Annotated in this window: 11 protein-coding genes, 14 tRNA genes and 2 rRNA genes; 25 read left to right on the top strand and 2 right to left on the bottom strand. The window is 39.7% G+C overall.

Annotation, left to right across the window (positions count from 1 at the left end; all coding sequences use genetic code 11):
* The first annotated feature begins 163 nt into the window (after positions 1-163).
* The 20 genes from AB2Q86_RS12310 (at position 164) to AB2Q86_RS12215 (ending at position 8,996) form a co-directional block, all read left to right on the top strand.
* Positions 164-3,095 (top strand): 23S ribosomal RNA (locus tag AB2Q86_RS12310).
* A 77-nt stretch (positions 3,096-3,172) separates the two neighbouring features.
* Positions 3,173-3,288 (top strand): 5S ribosomal RNA (gene rrf / locus AB2Q86_RS12305).
* A gap of 10 nt (positions 3,289-3,298) precedes the next feature.
* Positions 3,299-3,374, top strand: a tRNA-Asn gene (locus AB2Q86_RS12300).
* A 6-nt stretch (positions 3,375-3,380) separates the two neighbouring features.
* A tRNA-Ser gene (locus AB2Q86_RS12295) sits at positions 3,381-3,469 on the top strand.
* A 33-nt stretch (positions 3,470-3,502) separates the two neighbouring features.
* Positions 3,503-3,574: transfer RNA gene (locus tag AB2Q86_RS12290), tRNA-Glu, on the top strand.
* A gap of 57 nt (positions 3,575-3,631) precedes the next feature.
* Positions 3,632-3,707 (top strand) — tRNA-Val (locus AB2Q86_RS12285).
* Positions 3,708-3,728: 21 nt separating this feature from the next.
* Positions 3,729-3,802: transfer RNA gene (locus tag AB2Q86_RS12280), tRNA-Met, on the top strand.
* 6 nt (positions 3,803-3,808) lie between these two features.
* Positions 3,809-3,884: transfer RNA gene (locus AB2Q86_RS12275), tRNA-Asp, on the top strand.
* A 4-nt stretch (positions 3,885-3,888) separates the two neighbouring features.
* Positions 3,889-3,961: transfer RNA gene (locus tag AB2Q86_RS12270), tRNA-Phe, on the top strand.
* Positions 3,962-3,981: 20 nt separating this feature from the next.
* Positions 3,982-4,065, top strand: a tRNA-Tyr gene (locus AB2Q86_RS12265).
* 7 nt (positions 4,066-4,072) lie between these two features.
* Positions 4,073-4,146, top strand: a tRNA-Trp gene (locus AB2Q86_RS12260).
* A 15-nt stretch (positions 4,147-4,161) separates the two neighbouring features.
* Positions 4,162-4,234, top strand: a tRNA-His gene (locus AB2Q86_RS12255).
* A gap of 29 nt (positions 4,235-4,263) precedes the next feature.
* Positions 4,264-4,335: transfer RNA gene (locus AB2Q86_RS12250), tRNA-Gln, on the top strand.
* 5 nt (positions 4,336-4,340) lie between these two features.
* A tRNA-Gly gene (locus tag AB2Q86_RS12245) sits at positions 4,341-4,412 on the top strand.
* Between the two features lie 19 nt (positions 4,413-4,431).
* A tRNA-Cys gene (locus tag AB2Q86_RS12240) sits at positions 4,432-4,505 on the top strand.
* 45 nt (positions 4,506-4,550) lie between these two features.
* Positions 4,551-4,634: transfer RNA gene (locus AB2Q86_RS12235), tRNA-Leu, on the top strand.
* A 719-nt stretch (positions 4,635-5,353) separates the two neighbouring features.
* Positions 5,354-5,875: a matrixin family metalloprotease gene (locus AB2Q86_RS12230; RefSeq protein ID WP_003739654.1), complete on the top strand. Its 522-nt coding sequence runs from the start codon at positions 5,354-5,356 to the stop codon at positions 5,873-5,875.
* Positions 5,876-5,896: 21 nt separating this feature from the next.
* The gene (locus AB2Q86_RS12225) at positions 5,897-6,511 is read left to right on the top strand and encodes a hypothetical protein (RefSeq protein ID WP_012580822.1); all 615 of its coding nucleotides are present in this window, start codon (positions 5,897-5,899) and stop codon (positions 6,509-6,511) included.
* A gap of 409 nt (positions 6,512-6,920) precedes the next feature.
* A complete protein-coding gene (locus tag AB2Q86_RS12220; protein WP_003737405.1) occupies positions 6,921-7,391 on the top strand; it encodes a macro domain-containing protein in 471 nt (156 codons plus the stop codon).
* 90 nt (positions 7,392-7,481) lie between these two features.
* Entirely contained in the window at positions 7,482-8,996 is a 1,515-nt protein-coding gene (locus AB2Q86_RS12215; protein WP_012580824.1) for a helix-turn-helix domain-containing protein, read from the top strand.
* Positions 8,997-9,004: 8 nt separating this feature from the next.
* On the opposite strand, the gene AB2Q86_RS12210 is transcribed toward AB2Q86_RS12215, so the two are convergent.
* Positions 9,005-10,399, bottom strand: a complete 1,395-nt coding sequence (locus AB2Q86_RS12210) for a glutamate decarboxylase (RefSeq protein WP_012580825.1) — start codon at positions 10,397-10,399, stop codon at positions 9,005-9,007.
* Between the two features lie 12 nt (positions 10,400-10,411).
* A complete protein-coding gene (gene gadC / locus AB2Q86_RS12205; RefSeq protein WP_012580826.1) occupies positions 10,412-11,935 on the bottom strand; it encodes a glutamate:gamma-aminobutyrate antiporter in 1,524 nt (507 codons plus the stop codon).
* Between the two features lie 624 nt (positions 11,936-12,559).
* Here gadC and AB2Q86_RS12200 point away from each other — a divergent pair.
* From AB2Q86_RS12200 to AB2Q86_RS12180, 5 genes are all read left to right on the top strand, one after another.
* Positions 12,560-13,030 carry a macro domain-containing protein gene (locus AB2Q86_RS12200; RefSeq protein ID WP_012580827.1) on the top strand — a complete coding sequence of 157 codons (471 nt, stop codon included), beginning with the start codon at positions 12,560-12,562 and terminating at the stop codon, positions 13,028-13,030.
* A gap of 44 nt (positions 13,031-13,074) precedes the next feature.
* Entirely contained in the window at positions 13,075-13,512 is a 438-nt protein-coding gene (locus tag AB2Q86_RS12195) for a DUF2262 domain-containing protein (RefSeq protein WP_012580828.1), read from the top strand.
* 295 nt (positions 13,513-13,807) lie between these two features.
* The gene (locus AB2Q86_RS12190; protein ID WP_003723817.1) at positions 13,808-14,278 is read left to right on the top strand and encodes an Rrf2 family transcriptional regulator; all 471 of its coding nucleotides are present in this window, start codon (positions 13,808-13,810) and stop codon (positions 14,276-14,278) included.
* Positions 14,279-14,311: 33 nt separating this feature from the next.
* Positions 14,312-17,095: a YhgE/Pip domain-containing protein gene (locus AB2Q86_RS12185; protein ID WP_012580829.1), complete on the top strand. Its 2,784-nt coding sequence runs from the start codon at positions 14,312-14,314 to the stop codon at positions 17,093-17,095.
* 119 nt (positions 17,096-17,214) lie between these two features.
* Positions 17,215-18,060, top strand: a complete 846-nt coding sequence (locus tag AB2Q86_RS12180) for a Cof-type HAD-IIB family hydrolase (protein ID WP_003729985.1) — start codon at positions 17,215-17,217, stop codon at positions 18,058-18,060.
* Positions 18,061-18,095 lie beyond the last annotated feature (35 nt).

Genomic DNA, 18,095 nt, shown 5'->3' with positions numbered 1-18,095 from the left:
TTTGAAAACTAGATAAGAAAGTTAGTAAAGTTAGCATAGATAAGTAATTATCTATGACACAAGTAACCGAGAATCATCTGAAAGTGAATCTTTCATCTGATTGGAAGTATCATCGCTGATACAGAAAATCAGAAAAACAACCTTTACTTCGTAGAAGTAAATTGGTTAAGTTAGAAAGGGCGCACGGTGGATGCCTTGGCACTAGGAGCCGAAGAAGGACGGGACTAACACCGATATGCTTTGGGGAGCTGTACGTAAGCGTTGATCCAGAGATTTCCGAATGGGGGAACCCACTATCTTTAGTCGGATAGTATCCTTACGTGAATACATAGCGTAAGGAAGGCAGACCCAGGGAACTGAAACATCTAAGTACCTGGAGGAAGAGAAAGAAAAATCGATTTCCTGAGTAGCGGCGAGCGAAACGGAAAGAGCCCAAACCAAGAAGCTTGCTTCTTGGGGTTGTAGGACACTCTATACGGAGTTACAAAAGAAAGTTATAAATGAAGCGGTCTGGAAAGGCCCGCCAAAGACGGTAACAGCCCGGTAGTTGAAATGGCTTTCCCTCCAGAGTGGATCCTGAGTACGGCGGAACACGTGAAATTCCGTCGGAATCCGGGAGGACCATCTCCCAAGGCTAAATACTCCCTAGTGACCGATAGTGAACCAGTACCGTGAGGGAAAGGTGAAAAGCACCCCGGAAGGGGAGTGAAACAGTTCCTGAAACCGTGTGCCTACAAGTAGTTAGAGCCCGTTAATGGGTGATAGCGTGCCTTTTGTAGAATGAACCGGCGAGTTACGATTTGTTGCAAGGTTAAGCGGAAAAAGCGGAGCCGTAGCGAAAGCGAGTCTGAATAGGGCGCATAAGTAACAGGTCGTAGACCCGAAACCAGGTGATCTACCCATGTCCAGGATGAAGGTAAGGTAATACTTACTGGAGGTCCGAACCCACGCACGTTGAAAAGTGCGGGGATGAGGTGTGGGTAGCGGAGAAATTCCAATCGAACTTGGAGATAGCTGGTTCTCTCCGAAATAGCTTTAGGGCTAGCCTCGAGGTAAAGAGTCATGGAGGTAGAGCACTGTTTGGACTAGGGGCCCTTCTCGGGTTACCGAATTCAGATAAACTCCGAATGCCATGTACTTATACTCGGGAGTCAGACTGCGAGTGATAAGATCCGTAGTCGAAAGGGAAACAGCCCAGACCACCAGTTAAGGTCCCCAAATATATGTTAAGTGGAAAAGGATGTGGGGTTGCTTAGACAACCAGGATGTTGGCTTAGAAGCAGCCACCATTGAAAGAGTGCGTAATAGCTCACTGGTCGAGTGACCCCGCGCCGAAAATGTACCGGGGCTAAACATATTACCGAAACTGTGGATGAACCTCTTCGGAGGTTCGTGGTAGGAGAGCGTTCTAAGGGCGGTGAAGTCAGACCGGAAGGACTGGTGGAGCGCTTAGAAGTGAGAATGCCGGTATGAGTAGCGAAAGAAGGGTGAGAATCCCTTCCACCGAATATCTAAGGTTTCCTGAGGAAGGCTCGTCCGCTCAGGGTTAGTCGGGACCTAAGCCGAGGCCGATAGGCGTAGGCGATGGACAACAGGTAGAGATTCCTGTACCAGTGCTAATTGTTTAACCGATGGGGTGACACAGAAGGATAGGGAATCGCACGAATGGAAATGTGCGTCCAAGCAGTGAGTGTGAGAAGTAGGCAAATCCGCTTCTCGCGAAGCATGAGCTGTGATGGGGAAGGAAATTAAGTACGGAAGTTCCTGATTTCACGCTGTCAAGAAAAGCCTCTAGGAAGAGTAGTACTGCCCGTACCGCAAACCGACACAGGTAGATGAGGAGAGAATCCTAAGGTGAGCGAGAGAACTCTCGTTAAGGAACTCGGCAAAATGACCCCGTAACTTCGGGAGAAGGGGTGCTCTATTAGGGTGCAAGCCCGAGAGAGCCGCAGTGAATAGGCCCAGGCGACTGTTTAGCAAAAACACAGGTCTCTGCAAAACCGTAAGGTGACGTATAGGGGCTGACGCCTGCCCGGTGCTGGAAGGTTAAGAGGAGTGCTTAGCTTCGGCGAAGGTACGAATTGAAGCCCCAGTAAACGGCGGCCGTAACTATAACGGTCCTAAGGTAGCGAAATTCCTTGTCGGGTAAGTTCCGACCCGCACGAAAGGCGCAACGATCTGGGCACTGTCTCAACGAGAGACTCGGTGAAATTATAGTACCTGTGAAGATGCAGGTTACCCGCGACAGGACGGAAAGACCCCGTGGAGCTTTACTGCAACCTGATATGGAATGTTTGTACCGCTTGTACAGGATAGGTAGGAGCCGAAGAGACGTGTGCGCTAGCATACGAGGAGGCAATGGTGGGATACTACCCTGGCTGTATGACCATTCTAACCCGCCACGCTTAGCGCGTGGGGAGACAGTGTCAGGTGGGCAGTTTGACTGGGGCGGTCGCCTCCTAAAGAGTAACGGAGGCGCCCAAAGGTTCCCTCAGAATGGATGGAAATCATTCGCAGAGTGTAAAGGCACAAGGGAGCTTGACTGCGAGACTGACAAGTCGAGCAGGGACGAAAGTCGGGCTTAGTGATCCGGTGGTTCCGCATGGAAGGGCCATCGCTCAACGGATAAAAGCTACCCCGGGGATAACAGGCTTATCTCCCCCAAGAGTCCACATCGACGGGGAGGTTTGGCACCTCGATGTCGGCTCGTCGCATCCTGGGGCTGTAGTCGGTCCCAAGGGTTGGGCTGTTCGCCCATTAAAGCGGCACGCGAGCTGGGTTCAGAACGTCGTGAGACAGTTCGGTCCCTATCCGTCGCGGGCGCAGGAAATTTGAGAGGAGCTGTCCTTAGTACGAGAGGACCGGGATGGACACACCGCTGGTGTACCAGTTGTTCCGCCAGGAGCATCGCTGGGTAGCTATGTGTGGCAGGGATAAACGCTGAAAGCATCTAAGCGTGAAGCCCCCCTCAAGATGAGATTTCCCATTTCTTCGGAAAGTAAGATCCCTGAAAGATGATCAGGTAGATAGGTTTGGAGTGGAAGTGTAGCGATACATGGAGCGGACAAATACTAATCGATCGAGGACTTAACCAAAAAATGAAACGAAGTTACCTAACTGAAAACTTTCTTCTCTAGTTTTGAGAGAGCAATCTTTCAACAACTCAATATTGTCTGGTAGTTATGGCGAGAAGGTCACACCCGTTCCCATCCCGAACACGGTAGTTAAGCTTCTCTGCGCCAATGGTAGTTGGGGGCTTCCCCCTGCGAGAGTAGGTCGCTGCCGGGCAATTTATTATTCCACAGTAGCTCAGTTGGTAGAGCAATCGGCTGTTAACCGATCGGTCGCAGGTTCGAGTCCTGCCTGTGGAGCCATTTTCTGGAGAGCTGTCCGAGTGGCCGAAGGAGCACGGTTGGAAACCGTGTAGGCGGTGTAAGCTGTCTCAAGGGTTCGAATCCCTTGCTCTCCGTTTACACATAATAATGCATCATATTTTCACTTAGGCCCGTTGGTCAAGCGGTTAAGACACCGCCCTTTCACGGCGGTAACACGGGTTCGAATCCCGTACGGGTCATTTATTATTAAACTTACTAGAGACATTTTCATGTTTTTAGAGTAAAATAGTAATTATGGAGGTTTAGCTCAGCTGGGAGAGCATCTGCCTTACAAGCAGAGGGTCAGCGGTTCGATCCCGTTAACCTCCACCATTAATTTTATAATATTATTGTCGCGGGGTGGAGCAGTCTGGTAGCTCGTCGGGCTCATAACCCGAAGGTCGTAGGTTCAAATCCTGCCCCCGCAATAGAGTGGTTCCGTGGTGTAGGGGTTAACATGCCTGCCTGTCACGCAGGAGATCGCGGGTTCAAATCCCGTCGGGACCGCCATTATGGCTTGGTAGCTCAGTTGGTAGAGCACTTGATTGAAGCTCAAGGTGTCGGCAGTTCGATTCTGTCCCAAGCCACTTTTTTCTTTTTTTAATATGGAGGGGTAGCGAAGTGGCTAAACGCGGCGGACTGTAAATCCGCTCCTTCGGGTTCGGTGGTTCGAATCCACTCCCCTCCACCATTTTTATAGGGGCATAGTTTAAAGGTAGAACTGAGGTCTCCAAAACCTCCAGTGTGGGTTCGATTCCTACTGCCCCTGCCATATATTAAAATAATGGCGGATGTGGCGAAGTGGTTAACGCACCTGATTGTGGTTCAGGCATTCGTGGGTTCGATTCCCATCATCCGCCCTTTTTGTTTTTAAGTCTAATATAATTGTTGGGCCATAGCCAAGCGGTAAGGCAACGGACTTTGACTCCGTCATGCGTTGGTTCGAATCCAGCTGGCCCAGTTAATGCGGAAGTAGTTCAGCGGTAGAACATCACCTTGCCAAGGTGGGGGTCGCGGGTTCGAACCCCGTCTTCCGCTTTTAAATTGAACATTGTGCGGCGCCATAGCCAAGTGGTAAGGCAGAGGTCTGCAAAACCTTTATCACCGGTTCAAATCCGGTTGGCGCCTCCATTTGCATAATTAATGTTTTAAAGTTATAATTTATTATATTGTTACGCCGGCGTGGCGGAATTGGCAGACGCGCTGGACTCAAAATCCTGTGCCCGCAAGGGCGTGCCGGTTCGACCCCGGCCGCCGGTATACTTAGAACCCCAACACTTTTATGAGTGATGGGGTTTTTTATTTGATTTAATAGATACTAGAAGATTACCAAGAATTCACTAGTTTGAAAATTTGATTATAATTTACAACTAACCATTATTTATTTGAAACCCTAACTCAACAGTTAGGTGTTTTTTATGTGAAAAATGCCCTGAACATAAACGTTCAAGGAGTGCAAGCATATGAAATTGTAAAAAGTTGAATGAAATTACTAGATGCAAAAAATCTAGCTGCCTATTATTACACGAAAATTTGCTATAAGTCAACAATTTTAAGATTAATTGAATAATTATACCATTCTATTCATTGTCTTGTTATAAAAATGATAATTAACTAAATAAAAATGAAAATTATTTTATGAATTCAACATTTTTTTACTTGAATATGAACTTTTTGTGAAGAGTGAGAAGTAAGGTGCATAAAAATTGAATAATAACTCGAATGGTGTGTTTTTTTGTGATGAAAAACACAATAATACACATATCGTGTAAGAATAAATCTAAATAAATTTCATTTTCAGTCGTTCACGACAAGAATCGGACATTTCATTACATTTTTGGTTATACATTCATAATAAATGATATGCTTTTGTCAAAAGTATTTGGAGATATATTTAGTATGAAATTTCACTATTTTATCTGCACTTAAGTTTTTTAAATAAATTAAATTTATTAGTGGAAAAGGGAGGCAACGAAGAAATGGCTAAAAAAAGATTTATGATTATTTTTTTAATAGTACTATCGATTTTTGTATTATTAAATCCAGTAAAGGGTAGCGCTTATGTACTTAACAAACAAAAGATGACAAATCCTAAGAGTATTAATTATTTTAATGATTCATCTATAATTAAGGAAAAGCTTGACAGCTATATGGCTTACGCAACAAAATGGAACTATTCAGGTAGTCAAGTAAAGGTTAGTAGAAGTATTGGGGCGGTTGGTGTAGAGATAAAAAATTCCTATAGCAATAAAAATTCTGGTACATATGCTACAACATATTATACAACGAAACAAAGTGCACGGATAATTTATTATAAATCTTTTAAAAATACTAGCGCAGCTAATAAGAGAGAAACTGTTGTTCATGAAGTTGGACATACAATTGGTTTATCACATACTCAAAGTAAAAATAATTCTGTTTCTGTTATGAGAGCTCTAAATTTTAATCAAAAAGCGTATCCGCTAGCAGATGATAAAAAAGGTATAAATGCTAAATATTAATTTATAATGGAGGTTTTTATTATGGATAGAAAAAAAATGACGATAATTGCTATTATCGCAGTGCTTTTATTAAGTATAGGAGGCTATATGACATATCAGAAAATGAAGCCAAAGCCTTTTACGGAAGTTGCTGCGGAGGCTAAGACGGATAGTTTTGATAGTGAAGAAGAACTTAGTAAGGCAAGTAACGTGATTGTTATTGGTTCACTGAGTAAGCGTGGTGAATCTCAAGTTGATCGTGATGCTGAAGGTGGGATTTTAGCTGTCTATAGAATGTCTGATTTTAAGATAGCACAAGTTATAAAAAATAATACTAAAGAAAGTTTAGCTGAAGATACTATCATACCAATATATGAAAATGAAGGACATGACGAAAAAACAAATACGACTTATCACGTTGCAGGTTATGAAAAAATGGAAAATAAGGAAACTTATATGTTGTTTTTGACTTACGATCCAGAAGATAAATATTATGTTCCAGTAGGGGTTAATTTCGGGAAAATGAATGTTGATAGTGAAAAAGAAACGGAATTGTATGGTGATGATAGTGATAATCAAGAAGAAGAGATAAATAAAGTACAAGAAGAGGCATTAGATACTTATAAAGAGGAAATTAAAGAAGTAGAAAATCAATGATACAAAAGTAGATGAACAAATAAAAAAATACCAACGTTTCTAACGATTCGTTGGTATTTTTTATTTCAAAGGTGGATTCTATTTGAAAGTTGTGTTATAAATAGAGTTGGTAAATAGCCATTTAGTAGGAGTTGTTTAGGTTTAAATGTTCTCAAAAATAGATTACAAAATGGGCAAATTGTTTTTTTTGATCAAAGTGATCTTTTGAAAGAGGATATTTTACAAGTCCAATATCTAGATGATTTGCTATTAGATGTTGGTTTTTATGGGAAGCAATACAAAATTTTTGTTAAAAAGAATTTGAATTTGGGAGAACCTATTGTAGTTTCTACAGCAGCAGATTTTAATGCTATGTTGCGCCAATTGCAAAAAGTAATACCATACATAAAAAATTTACAGAGGTGACGAGATGACGCAGATTACTTATTTAAAAGGCGATGCAACAAATCCCATGGCTAAAGGAAATAAAATTATTGCACATATTTGTAATGATGTAGGTGGTTGGGGAAAGGGCTTTGTTTTAGCTATTTCTCGAAAGTGGAAAGAGCCTGAGAAAGCTTATAGAAAATGGTACAAGGATAAGAATGATTTTAAACTGGGAGAAGTTCAACTAATTCCAGTGACTGATTATATAAGTATTTGCAATATGATTGGTCAGAAAGGAACTAAAACAGGTTCGAAAGGTGCGCCAATTCGATATGAGGCGGTGGAAAGCTGCTTAGAAAAATTAAGTGAGATAGCGAAAGAGCAACAAGCGAGTATTCATATGCCGAGAATTGGATGTGGGCTAGCTGGTGGGAAATGGGAAATTATTGAACCTATTATCAGAAAAACACTTATAGCAAATGATATCGAAGTGTATATTTATGATTTTGATTAAGAATGGAATTATTTGCATTTATATGTGATTGTTTTAACAAGAAGGAAATTGATAGATACTATTGATTAATTTTTCACGGAGAGGATAGTTATGCTTACGAATTATATTGAAAAGGATATCAAAAGAAAATGTTTGATTTGTGATTTTCTACTTAAGAATAAGCATACGAATTTAGATGAAATTGCGGAATATATGGAGACTTCGCGGGTGACGGTAAGGTCGGATATTCATGCGTTGAATGAAGAATTGGATGGCTTGATTGTTATTCAGATGAAAGAATGTGCGGATAATTGGGTATACCAATGTCGATTGCAAAATGGGGCAACGGAGCGGAAAGTTTTGTACAAATTATATGATAACTCGATGTTTTTAAAATGTGTGGCGTTTTTTGTTACGAATGTGGAGGAGCGCAAATTCACAGATTTTATGGATACGTATTTTATTTCTCATTCGCATGCGTATCGGTTGAAGCACAAGGTAGAAGCGTTTCTTCGAGAAATTGATTTGACACTTGATAATAATCGAATTACTGGGAAGGAATACAGGGTTCGGTATTTGATTGCGCTTCTTCAAGCAGAATATGGTGTGCTTATTTATCCACTTTTGGATGAGGAGAAGCAAATGATTGATGACTTTATGGCGACGTTGAATTTGCGGATCAATATTGATACGTTGGCGCATAATGCGGAAGGTCATGCGTATTTTCGGTCGCTGATTTCGATGGTGTTTAAGAGGGATATTCCGACTAGTGCGATTATATTGGATGAACAGTGTCAAAAATATATTGAGTCTTCAAGCTTTCTTGATATGGTTCGGAAAAGTAGTAAGGAAACACTTGAAAAAGAGCTTGGTCAGGCGTTTTCATATAATGATTACTTGTATTTAATGCTGATTTATTATTCGACTAATTTTAGTATCATTGATGCTTCCATGAAAAAGGTGGAGTTGGAGCAGTTTAATAATTTGATAATGAAAAATGCGGATTTACAAGTTTTGATTGATTTATTTGAGGAATATTTTGGTCCGGAGGTTGTTAATCATTCACTTTTTCGGGCGGCACTTTGTTACTTTTTGAAGAAGACATTGTTTAATTTGCAGGGGCTTATTCCGAGTAATGAGCGATTACTGGATAAAAAGTATGAGCCACTTTATATGGTTGTGAAAAATGTTTTGGAGCGCTGGAATGAGGCTAGTGAATATCGAGTATTATTAATTGATTCGCACATTAATTATTTGACGATTCATTTGTATCCTCTGATTTATAAATGGAACAATCCGGTGCAAATTTGTATTTTTTCCTTTAATTTAATTAATTTTGAGTCGTGTAAGTTTCAGGTGGAGCAAGAGCTGGGGCGGAAGGTGAGGGTGCATGAGACGATGTTTAATTCGATGGAGGAGTTGAACCAGGTTTTAGCGGAGTCATGTGAGCCAACGATTGTGCTTTGCCATCCGAACTGTGAAATGGAATTAAAGGAAGCGGTAGATGGGATGATTATTCCGATTTCCTTGGCTTTTTTTGACAGAGATCTTGTAGATGTAGAAAGGGCGATTCAGTCACTTAGAATAAAAGAGCATGAAAAAAGGCTAGCCTATTTGAGAGGCTAGCCTTTTTATTAATGTGTGAAGCCGTGGACGCCGGATTGTTGGGTATCGTGGAAGAGAATGTGGGCGTTGTTTAGTTCTTGAATAGAGGCTTGGAAATCTTGGATGAATTCTTCTGCCATGTTGAAACCGAGGTCAGCTCGGCAGACGTAACGTTGGATGATGATGTTTTCTAAGTTTTTTGGTAGTGGGTATGCGGGAACCTGCCAGCCGCGCATTTGGAGGTGGTCCGCTAAATCATATAATGTCCATTTTACGTTAGCGTCGTCTTTTAATTTATAGCAGACGATTGGTAAATGGGAGCCGTCGTTATAAATGTCAAAGTAGCCGGTTTGTTCGACTGCATGAGCAAGGTATTGTGCGACATCGCTTGTTTTTTGGTGAATGGTGCGGTAGCCTTCGAAGCCGTAGCGTAAGAAATTGTAGTATTGACCGATGATGTGGCTGGCGCTGCGGGAGAAATTGATTTGCATGGTTGGCATTTCTCCGCCAAGATAGCTAACTTTAAAGATGAGTTCTTCTGGTAGGTAGCTTTCATCTTTCCAAAGGACCCAACCGATACCTGGATAAACGAGGCCGTATTTGTGACCAGAAGTATTAATGGAGATAACGTTTTTCAAGCGGAAGTCCCAGATGATATCGGGTTCGACAAATGGTGTGAAGAATCCGCCACTTGCTGCATCGACGTGAATGTAGACTTTATAATCTGTTTTGCTATTGTATTCTTCTAATTTTTCGTTAAGTGCATAGATGTCATCGTAGCGGCCTGTGTAAGTGATGCCGAGGATGCCGACAACGCCGATTGTATATTCGTCGACGTAATCAAGGACTTGGTCAGTATTTAGTTGCATGTGGTCTTTATCCATTGGAACAACGCGCATATCGATATCCCAGTAGACACAGAATTTTTCCCAGCATACTTGATAGCCAGAAGAGATAACGAGGTTTGGTTTTTGCGCATAAATATCTAAGCCAAGTTTTTCCGCACGTTTTCTCCAAGCAAATTTCATTGCCATTCCGCCAAGCATACACGCTTCACTAGAGCCGATTGTGGAAGTTCCCATGAATTTTTGGTCTTTAGGTGCATGCCACAAGTCAGCGATAATATTGACGCAACGATTTTCTAGTTCGGCTGTTCTAGGATATTCGGATTTATCAATCGCATTTTTTTCTAGTGTTTCGGACATTAACTTGGTTGCTTCGTCTTCCATATATGTTTGGCAAAAAGTAGCTAAGTTTTGGCGGGCAGAACCTTCATCTAAAAGTTCATCTTTTACTAAACGATAGGCAATCCGAGGTTCGAGTGGTTCTTTTCCGAGGGTATATTTAGGAATATCACGATCCTCTGCACTTGATCCGAAAACTGGTTCTAAATAACTTTCTTTATTTTCTTTACTATATAACATGATTTTTTCCTCCTATAATTTGTCTTGATTCATAATATGTTTGTCATCAGGGTTAATAATGTGTTCGCCGCGAGCTCTTGGGTGGGTGAATTTATTGATGTCGCTTGAGTCTAAATGTGTAATATCTTTCGGTGAGATGTCTTTTTTATCGTGCACAGCGTAGATGATGAATGGAATTAGTACGGTGACGATAAAGCTGATTGATAAGATAACCATGTATGTCGTGTCGCTTTTTGCGGCGATGGATGCTGGTGGAACAAAAGAGATACATAAAGCGAAAATGGATGTTACTAAGCCAATTAGCGCTACAATCACTTTAACAATTTTGCCACCAGGGATTTGATAGGTGCGTTTTAAGCTCGATTTTTTGAAAATAAGTACTAAGTAGCCGATGAAAAAGAGTAAATAGCCGACTAAATAAATGACTACGGTTAAGGAAATGGCAGTTAGGAATGATAAATTATTTCCACCGCCGCCGAATGTGAGAATAGCTGCCCAAATGGTAACCACGATACCTTGAACCATAATAAGTGGAACAGGGACGCCGTGTTTATTTACTTTTTTCATTTTTTCAGGAAGTAAGCCTTGTTCTGCTGCAGTGTACATTCCACGTGAGGGGCCGACTACCCAGGCACTGACTTCACCCATGACGCCAAGTGCAATCATGATGGCAATCAGTTTTACTGCCCATCCTAAGCCGGAACCAAAATGCAGAATTAGCGCTTGGAATGTTTGGACGACACCGGAACTAAGGGATAAATCTTTTAAAGGTAACACAGCGGAGATAGTTAAGCCGCCGATTGTATTCAGTGCGATGGCTAAAATAACGAGCATAATCATCGCTAGTGGATAATCGCGTTTTGGATTGGTCATTTCATTTACGTGGCTCGCGGAAGCTTCAACACCCATGTAAGCGAGTATAAATGACACGAAGATGACTAATGTTGAAGCTTTTGAGAAATCCGGGATAAACGCCTCTTTGGAAAAAGTGACATGAAGGGGATTTCCGCCAGCAACATAAGCAATACCTAGGATAAATAAAATGATTGCTGGGATGAGAATACCGATAATAAAACCAAATTTTGCGATTTTAGCAGTGTTTTTCGTACCACCTAATTGAGAAAAAGTAAGGCCCCAGAAAATGATTAAAACACCGATAAATTTAATAAAAGGGTTCGATTCGAGCGCCGGAAAATCAAATACATACGATAGCGCGCCGAGAATAAAGTAAATCATTGTAACGAATCCGACCGTTATTTGAAACCACTGAAAGAAGATTGCGGCAAAACCAAAACGTTCCCCGAGTGTATTTCCCACCCAAGAAAAAATACCGCCTTCTTGCCAGCCATCAACTGTCGCCATTTCTGCTGCACATAAAGCGACAGGTAAAAACCATAAAAATCCGCCAAGTAGCAAGAAAAATACGAGATGAAAGCCGGAAGTGGCAAATGTTGGATATTCATAAACAGTCATAACCATCGAAGCCGTAATGGCGAAAAATCCGAATAAGGTTAAAGACTTTGCTTGTTTAGACATTGTGTAGTACCTCCCAATTTTTTGTTTGCGAAAATACAACTAAACGAAGCTATAAGTAATTAGAATGATGCTTAATTAATGGTAAATGTGATTTTTTTGGAACATCATCAGTTAACACGAGAAAAGCACCTCCTAAGTTATTGTTTGTTGGAACATGTATAAGATTAGCACGTTTGGTTTCGAAAATTATTCCAGTTTTTTTCTTGGCTAAGGAAAATTTTTGAGACAAAAGTATCAACGGTTCTAACGATTCGTTGATACGGCTTTATTTTAATGGTAGATTATGCTTGAAAGTTGTGTTATAAATAGAGATAGTAAACACCAATTTAGTAGGAGGGGCTTATATTTAAATGTTCTCAAAATTAAATTTTAAAAATGGAGATATTACTTTGCTTAATCAAAGTGACCTTTTGAAGAGGATATATTACAAGTGCAATATCCAGATGATTTGCTTTTAGATGTTGGTTATTATGAGAAGTAATATAAAATTTTTGTGATAAAGAATTTGAATTGGGAAGAACCTACTATTGTTTGTGTGGCAGATAATTTTAATAATCTGTTATGCAATTTACAAAAAGTAATTAATGCGATATCAATGCTTAAATAATTGACAGAGGTGAGGAAATGACACAAATTACTTATTTAAAAGGCGATGCAACAAATCCCATGACTAAAGGAAATAAAATTATTGCACATATTTGTAATGATGTAGGTGCTTGGGGGAAGGGCTTTGTTTTAGCTATTTCTAAAAAGTGGAAAGAGCCTGAGAAAGCTTATAAAAAATGGTATAAAGATAATAATAATTTTGAGCGGGGAGAAGTTCAACTGATTCCAGTGACTGAGTATATAAGTGTTTGCAACATGATTGGCCAGGAAGGAATTAGAACCGGGGCAAAAGGTGTGCCTATTCGATATGAAGCGGTAGAAAGCTGCTTAGAAAAATTATGTGAAATGGCGAAAGAGCAACAAGCAAGTATTCATATGCCTAGAATTGGATGTGGTTTAGCTGGTGGTAAATGGGAAATTATTGAACCTATCATCAAAAAAACACTTGTAGATAATGGTATTGAAGTCTATGTTTATGATTTTGATTAAGAACAGAATTATTTTCTGTTGATATAAAAAGGAGTATATAAAATATGTCTACAGGTTTCAGAGATTCTTTATTTGGATCTTTTTCTTATGCACAAGGAATCTATAAAGGAATGATCTCTGTCAGTTCTATTGAGATAGAGGTTCTGATATTGATTGATTCAGAAAATATACAAACGTTACATGAAATATATTCTCAAATTAACTTATTATCAATGGAATCCAAAAAAATTGCCTCTAAATTACTTATTAATTCCATCAATACTGAACTACTGAATGAAGAAATTAACAAAAGTTTAGAAGTCAATGAGTTATATCAAAAAATGGATCTGAAAAGAATTATTATACCTATGAAAGGTTTTTATAGATTTATTTATGAAATAAATTCTATAGTAAATGCTGGTATTATTACGGTATCCGGCAATACGGATATTGGATTAACTAATGTAGAACTTGAGAATATTGAAAGCATTGAAATAAGATGAGGAAACAGTAATATTTAATGATGAAAAAGTTGAGATTAATTAAGGTTTTAGCAAAGTATAAAATAAGTTGATGAAAGCATTATCAGTGGATGTTCTTTAAAAAACATGCTAATGATAATGCTTTTTTTGTTAGTTTATAGGCATGTCTATTCCGTGAGAACGCATTCATTAAAATTTTTTCCATTTTTAGTAAAAAACTCTTGCACTTTAAAAAAAATGGGTGTATTGTATATAGATGTTAAATGTCCATTAAGGATATTGAAAGGTAATAATGGGAAGAGGGAGGATTTTTATTATGAAGTTGAGCAAAAGTATGGATCAGGTATTTTGTATTATGACGATGTTGTACACCCAGAAGGTAGATGTTCCCATTTCTTCCGTAACTATTCATCACCGTTTGCGTGATTCGTCGCCGTCTTATATTAGTAAAATTTTGAGGAAGCTAGTCGTTAGCGGGCTGATTAATTCAGTTTCGGGTAATAACGGTGGTTTCACGCTTGCTAAAGACCCTGAAGAAATTAATTTGCTGGATATTGTAGAAGCAGTGGAAGGGAAAATCGATACATACCCAGATTCCGACTTAATCCACACTGTTTTCTCTGACTATCACGAATTTGCAGAGTCCGGTATTCACACCATTACAAGTGCTTTTAGAAACGCTGATAAAGAATACGCTAATTATTTATACTCACAAAAATTATCTGTTTTAGTAGAGCAAGTTATTGGGAAAGAACGAACCACTATCATAGATTGGAACGAAGCGTAATAAATCTTTAAAAGAAAGAAGTGCGGTAATAAAATGGATATGGTAAAAAATGAGTGGAAGAAATTATTTAAAAACAAAATACTACTTTTATCATTTGTAGTTATTCTGTTTATTCCACTTTTATATGCAAGCTTTTTCTTAAAATCCGTCTGGGATCCGTACGGCAAAACAGGGGATTTACCAGTAGCGGTAGTTAACAATGACAAACCGGTTGATTATAACGGCCAAACAATGGATGTTGGTGATCAGTTAGTCACAAAACTGAAAAGTAACAAAGAACTTGATTGGAATTTTCTTTCCAAAGAAGATGCGGAACAAGGCTTAAAAGATGGCAAATATTATATGATTGTCACGATTCCAAAAGATTTCTCTAAAAATGCAGCATCTGTTTTAGATAAAGATCCGAAAAAAATGGAATTATCCTATAAAACAAACGGCTCGCTGAACTATTTAGGTCAAGTCGTGAGTGAACAAGGAGCCAAACAACTGAAAAGCGAGGTTTCTGCTGAAGTAACAAAATCATACGCGGAAGCAATTTTTGATAAAATTAAAGAGTCTGGTGAAGGGTTCGCTCAAGCTGCAGATGGCTCTGGAAAAATTAAAGATGGTCTCGTGAAATCACAAGAAGGTAATAAAACCATTTCTACTAACTTAAAAACGCTCGCAGATAGCTCTTTAACGTTCAAAGATGGCGCTAATACGTTAGAAGTTGGCTTGAAAACTTACACAGATGGTGTAAACACTGCGGCCGCTGGTGGGGACAAATTAAATGATGGTGTTTCGACACTTGCAGCTGGTGTAGGACCACTAAAAGACGGTGTAGCAGCGCTTGACGGCGGAGCAACGAAATTAGCTAGCGGAGTTTCTACCTATACATCTGGTGTAGATACACTAGCAGGCGGGATTAACCAAGCTTATACTGGTTCTACTGCACTTTCAGATGGATTAAATAAGATGAATGGCAGTGTACCAACTTTAGCATCGGGCATAACACAACTAAACAACGGTCAAAAAAGCTTAGCAACTGGCTTAGATTCACTAGTCGATGGAAGTAACAAACTTTCAGCAGGACTTAAAGAATTAGACGGTAATTTAACTGATAAACAAGGCAAAATTGCCCAATTGAAACAAGGCATGAACGATTTACAACAAGGAATTGATCAATTAAATAAAAGTGTCAACGGGGAAGACGCAGCACTTGCAAAACAACTCGCTGCACTGCAAAAAAGTTTAGGCGACCTACAAAATGGCTTAACATTTATTAAATCTAATGCGAATTTCGATGCTGAAGCAATTAAATCAAAAATTAATGCGACAGCTGGCGTGAGTGCAGAAGATAAACAAAAAATTATTGATGCTATTCAAGCCGATTTAGATAAAGAAACACAAAAATCCGCTACACAAGTAGCAACAGTAGAACAACTACAAAGCGGCTTATCAGGTCTTGATTTAGCGGCAATTCAAACACAAGTAACAGAATTGCAAACTGGCGTAGCGAAAATTTCCGCTGGTTATCAAGCAGTTCACGGTGGAACAAACGAAGCATTTAACAGTATTCACCAAGCAATTAATGGCTCAGGTAGTCAAACTCTACTTGGCGGTGCGAACCAACTAACTGCTGGACTCAAATCAGCACAAGCCGGAAATGCCAAATTAGTTGCTGGAACAAATCAACTTAACAGCCAAGTGCCAACCCTAACTTCTGGCGTAGGACAACTCGCTGCGGGTAGTGCGAATATGGAAAACGGATTAAGTCAGTTAAATGATGGTGGTAATAAACTTGCAAGTAATTCCGGCGCATTACGTTCAGGCGCAACAGAATTACAAGGCGGAACAAACCAATTAGCTGCAAAAGTACCAACACTTGCTGGTGGCGTAAATCAACTACAAGCAGGTTCAAGCCAATTAGCAGGCGGCTTAAACCAATTATCAGCTAACTCACCAAAACTAGTTTCAGGCGTAGGACAACTAGCAGACGGCTCTTCCAAAATTGCCGATGGTTCTTCCAAATTAGCGAATGGTTCCTTCCAATTAGGAGATGGACTTACTAAATTAACAGACGGCAGCACAGAATTAACAGACAAACTAGCAGACGGAGCACAACAAGTCAAAGATACAAAAGCAACAGACAAAACATTTAACATGATTGCTGCTCCAACAAAACTCGCACATAATGAATATACGCACGTAAGTAATTACGGTCACGCATTAGCACCATATGTGTTGTCACTAGCTCTATACGTTGGTGCACTTGTATTTAACTTCATTATGCCAATTAGACGTGTTTCGATGGAAGGACAACCAGCTTATAAATGGTGGTTAAGTAAACTATCACTTGGTTTTGTCGCAGCTGTTGCGATGGCACTTCTTGAAGGTGGTATCATGATAGCACTAGGACTAAGACCAGATAGCATTGTTGAATTCTTCGGAACAGCGATTATTACAGCTCTTGCTTACATGTTCCTTATCATGCTTCTTGCTATGACATTTGATAATCCAGGTCGATTTATCGCGATGGTATTACTCATTGTTCAATTAGCGGGATCAGGCGGAACATTCCCAATGCCACTTACTGGATGGTTCTTCAATTTAATCCATCCGTTCCTACCAATGACTTACTCGATTTATGCGTTTAGAGAGTCACTGGCAGCAGGTATGGGACCAAATGTATACAGTATGTCGATGCTCGTTCTTACAATTATCATGATCGCATGTGTTGGCTTACTATATCTATCTATGAGCCACTTGAAAAAACGTCATGATGCACATGAATCAGCACTTGATGATAATCAAAAATTAATGGCTTTAGAAAACTAAACAAATTAAAAGCAAGGTTTCCTGAAAATGGGAATCTTGCTTTTTTGTTACGCGATGGGGCGCCTTCCCTGCAAAGAAATGCTATAATTAAACTATTAACATACGAAAAGAGGTATTGCATGACGAAAAAAATAGTATTTGTAGATGTAGATGGTACGCTTGTAACGGATGATGGGCTTGTTCCAGCATCTGCCAAAACCGCGATAATAAAAGCTAGAAACAATGGTCACCAAGTCTATCTGTGTACTGGTCGTTCTAAACCAGAGCTGTATGACTCGATTTTATCCATCGGGTTTGATGGGATTATTGGTGCAGGTGGCGGCTATATCGAAGTAGACGATGAAATTATTTACCATAAAAAAGTAGCGAATGAAGACGTTGTTCATATGGTAGATTTCTTTCATGAAAAGAACTTAGATTTCTATTTGGAGTCTAACGGGGGGCTATTTGCAAGCGAAAATCTAGAAGCTCATTTAGACAGCTTAGTTTATGGCGATGTCGAAAATGACCCAATTGCGCGCGAGAAAAAAGCCAATAATCCGCATCCTTTCATGACAAGCCTAACTTACGGTGAAACAAATCTTTACCGCACAGATGTCAATAAAGCTTGTTTCCTAGAAAATAAAAATGTACCTTTTGAAGAAATAAAAAATGAATTTAGCGGCAAATTTGAAGTTTTACATTGTACGGTTCCTATTTTTGGAGACGATAGTGGAGAGCTGATGGTGCCAGATATTCATAAAGCAACCGCGATTGAATTTCTACTAGCGCATATCGGTGCAGAGAAGAACGCGACGATTGGCATTGGTGATGGAATGAATGATGCAGAAATGCTTACTTATTGTGAAACTGGTATTGCAATGGGGAATGCAAAAGAAGAGCTAAAATTACTTGCAGATGAAGTAACAAAATCCGTTGAAGAAGATGGGTTATACGCAAGTTTTGAAAAGCATGGTTTGCTTTAGAAAAAATAGTTCGGGTAATGAAAGCATATAGAGGA

The sequence above is a fragment of the Listeria monocytogenes genome (genome assembly GCF_041765605.1).
Taxonomy (GTDB): Bacteria; Bacillota; Bacilli; order Lactobacillales; family Listeriaceae; genus Listeria; species Listeria monocytogenes_D.
The sequence above is the reverse complement of the archived record's forward strand: the minus strand, read 5'-3'. Positions and strand labels throughout refer to the sequence as shown.

What these genes read in the sequence shown, in the direction of transcription:
- AB2Q86_RS12185 (WP_012580829.1), top strand. Translation starts at nt 14,312, where the DNA reads ATGGATATGGTAAAAAATGAGTGGAAGAAATTATTTAAAAACAAAATA.
- AB2Q86_RS12195 (WP_012580828.1), top strand. Translation starts at nt 13,075, where the DNA reads ATGTCTACAGGTTTCAGAGATTCTTTATTTGGATCTTTTTCTTATGCA.
- AB2Q86_RS12230 (WP_003739654.1), top strand. Translation starts at nt 5,354, where the DNA reads ATGGCTAAAAAAAGATTTATGATTATTTTTTTAATAGTACTATCGATT.
- AB2Q86_RS12190 (WP_003723817.1), top strand. Translation starts at nt 13,808, where the DNA reads ATGAAGTTGAGCAAAAGTATGGATCAGGTATTTTGTATTATGACGATG.
- gadC (WP_012580826.1), bottom strand. Translation starts at nt 11,935, where the DNA reads ATGTCTAAACAAGCAAAGTCTTTAACCTTATTCGGATTTTTCGCCATT.
- AB2Q86_RS12220 (WP_003737405.1), top strand. Translation starts at nt 6,921, where the DNA reads ATGACGCAGATTACTTATTTAAAAGGCGATGCAACAAATCCCATGGCT.
- AB2Q86_RS12215 (WP_012580824.1), top strand. Translation starts at nt 7,482, where the DNA reads ATGCTTACGAATTATATTGAAAAGGATATCAAAAGAAAATGTTTGATT.
- AB2Q86_RS12180 (WP_003729985.1), top strand. Translation starts at nt 17,215, where the DNA reads ATGACGAAAAAAATAGTATTTGTAGATGTAGATGGTACGCTTGTAACG.
- AB2Q86_RS12225 (WP_012580822.1), top strand. Translation starts at nt 5,897, where the DNA reads ATGGATAGAAAAAAAATGACGATAATTGCTATTATCGCAGTGCTTTTA.
- AB2Q86_RS12200 (WP_012580827.1), top strand. Translation starts at nt 12,560, where the DNA reads ATGACACAAATTACTTATTTAAAAGGCGATGCAACAAATCCCATGACT.
- AB2Q86_RS12210 (WP_012580825.1), bottom strand. Translation starts at nt 10,399, where the DNA reads ATGTTATATAGTAAAGAAAATAAAGAAAGTTATTTAGAACCAGTTTTC.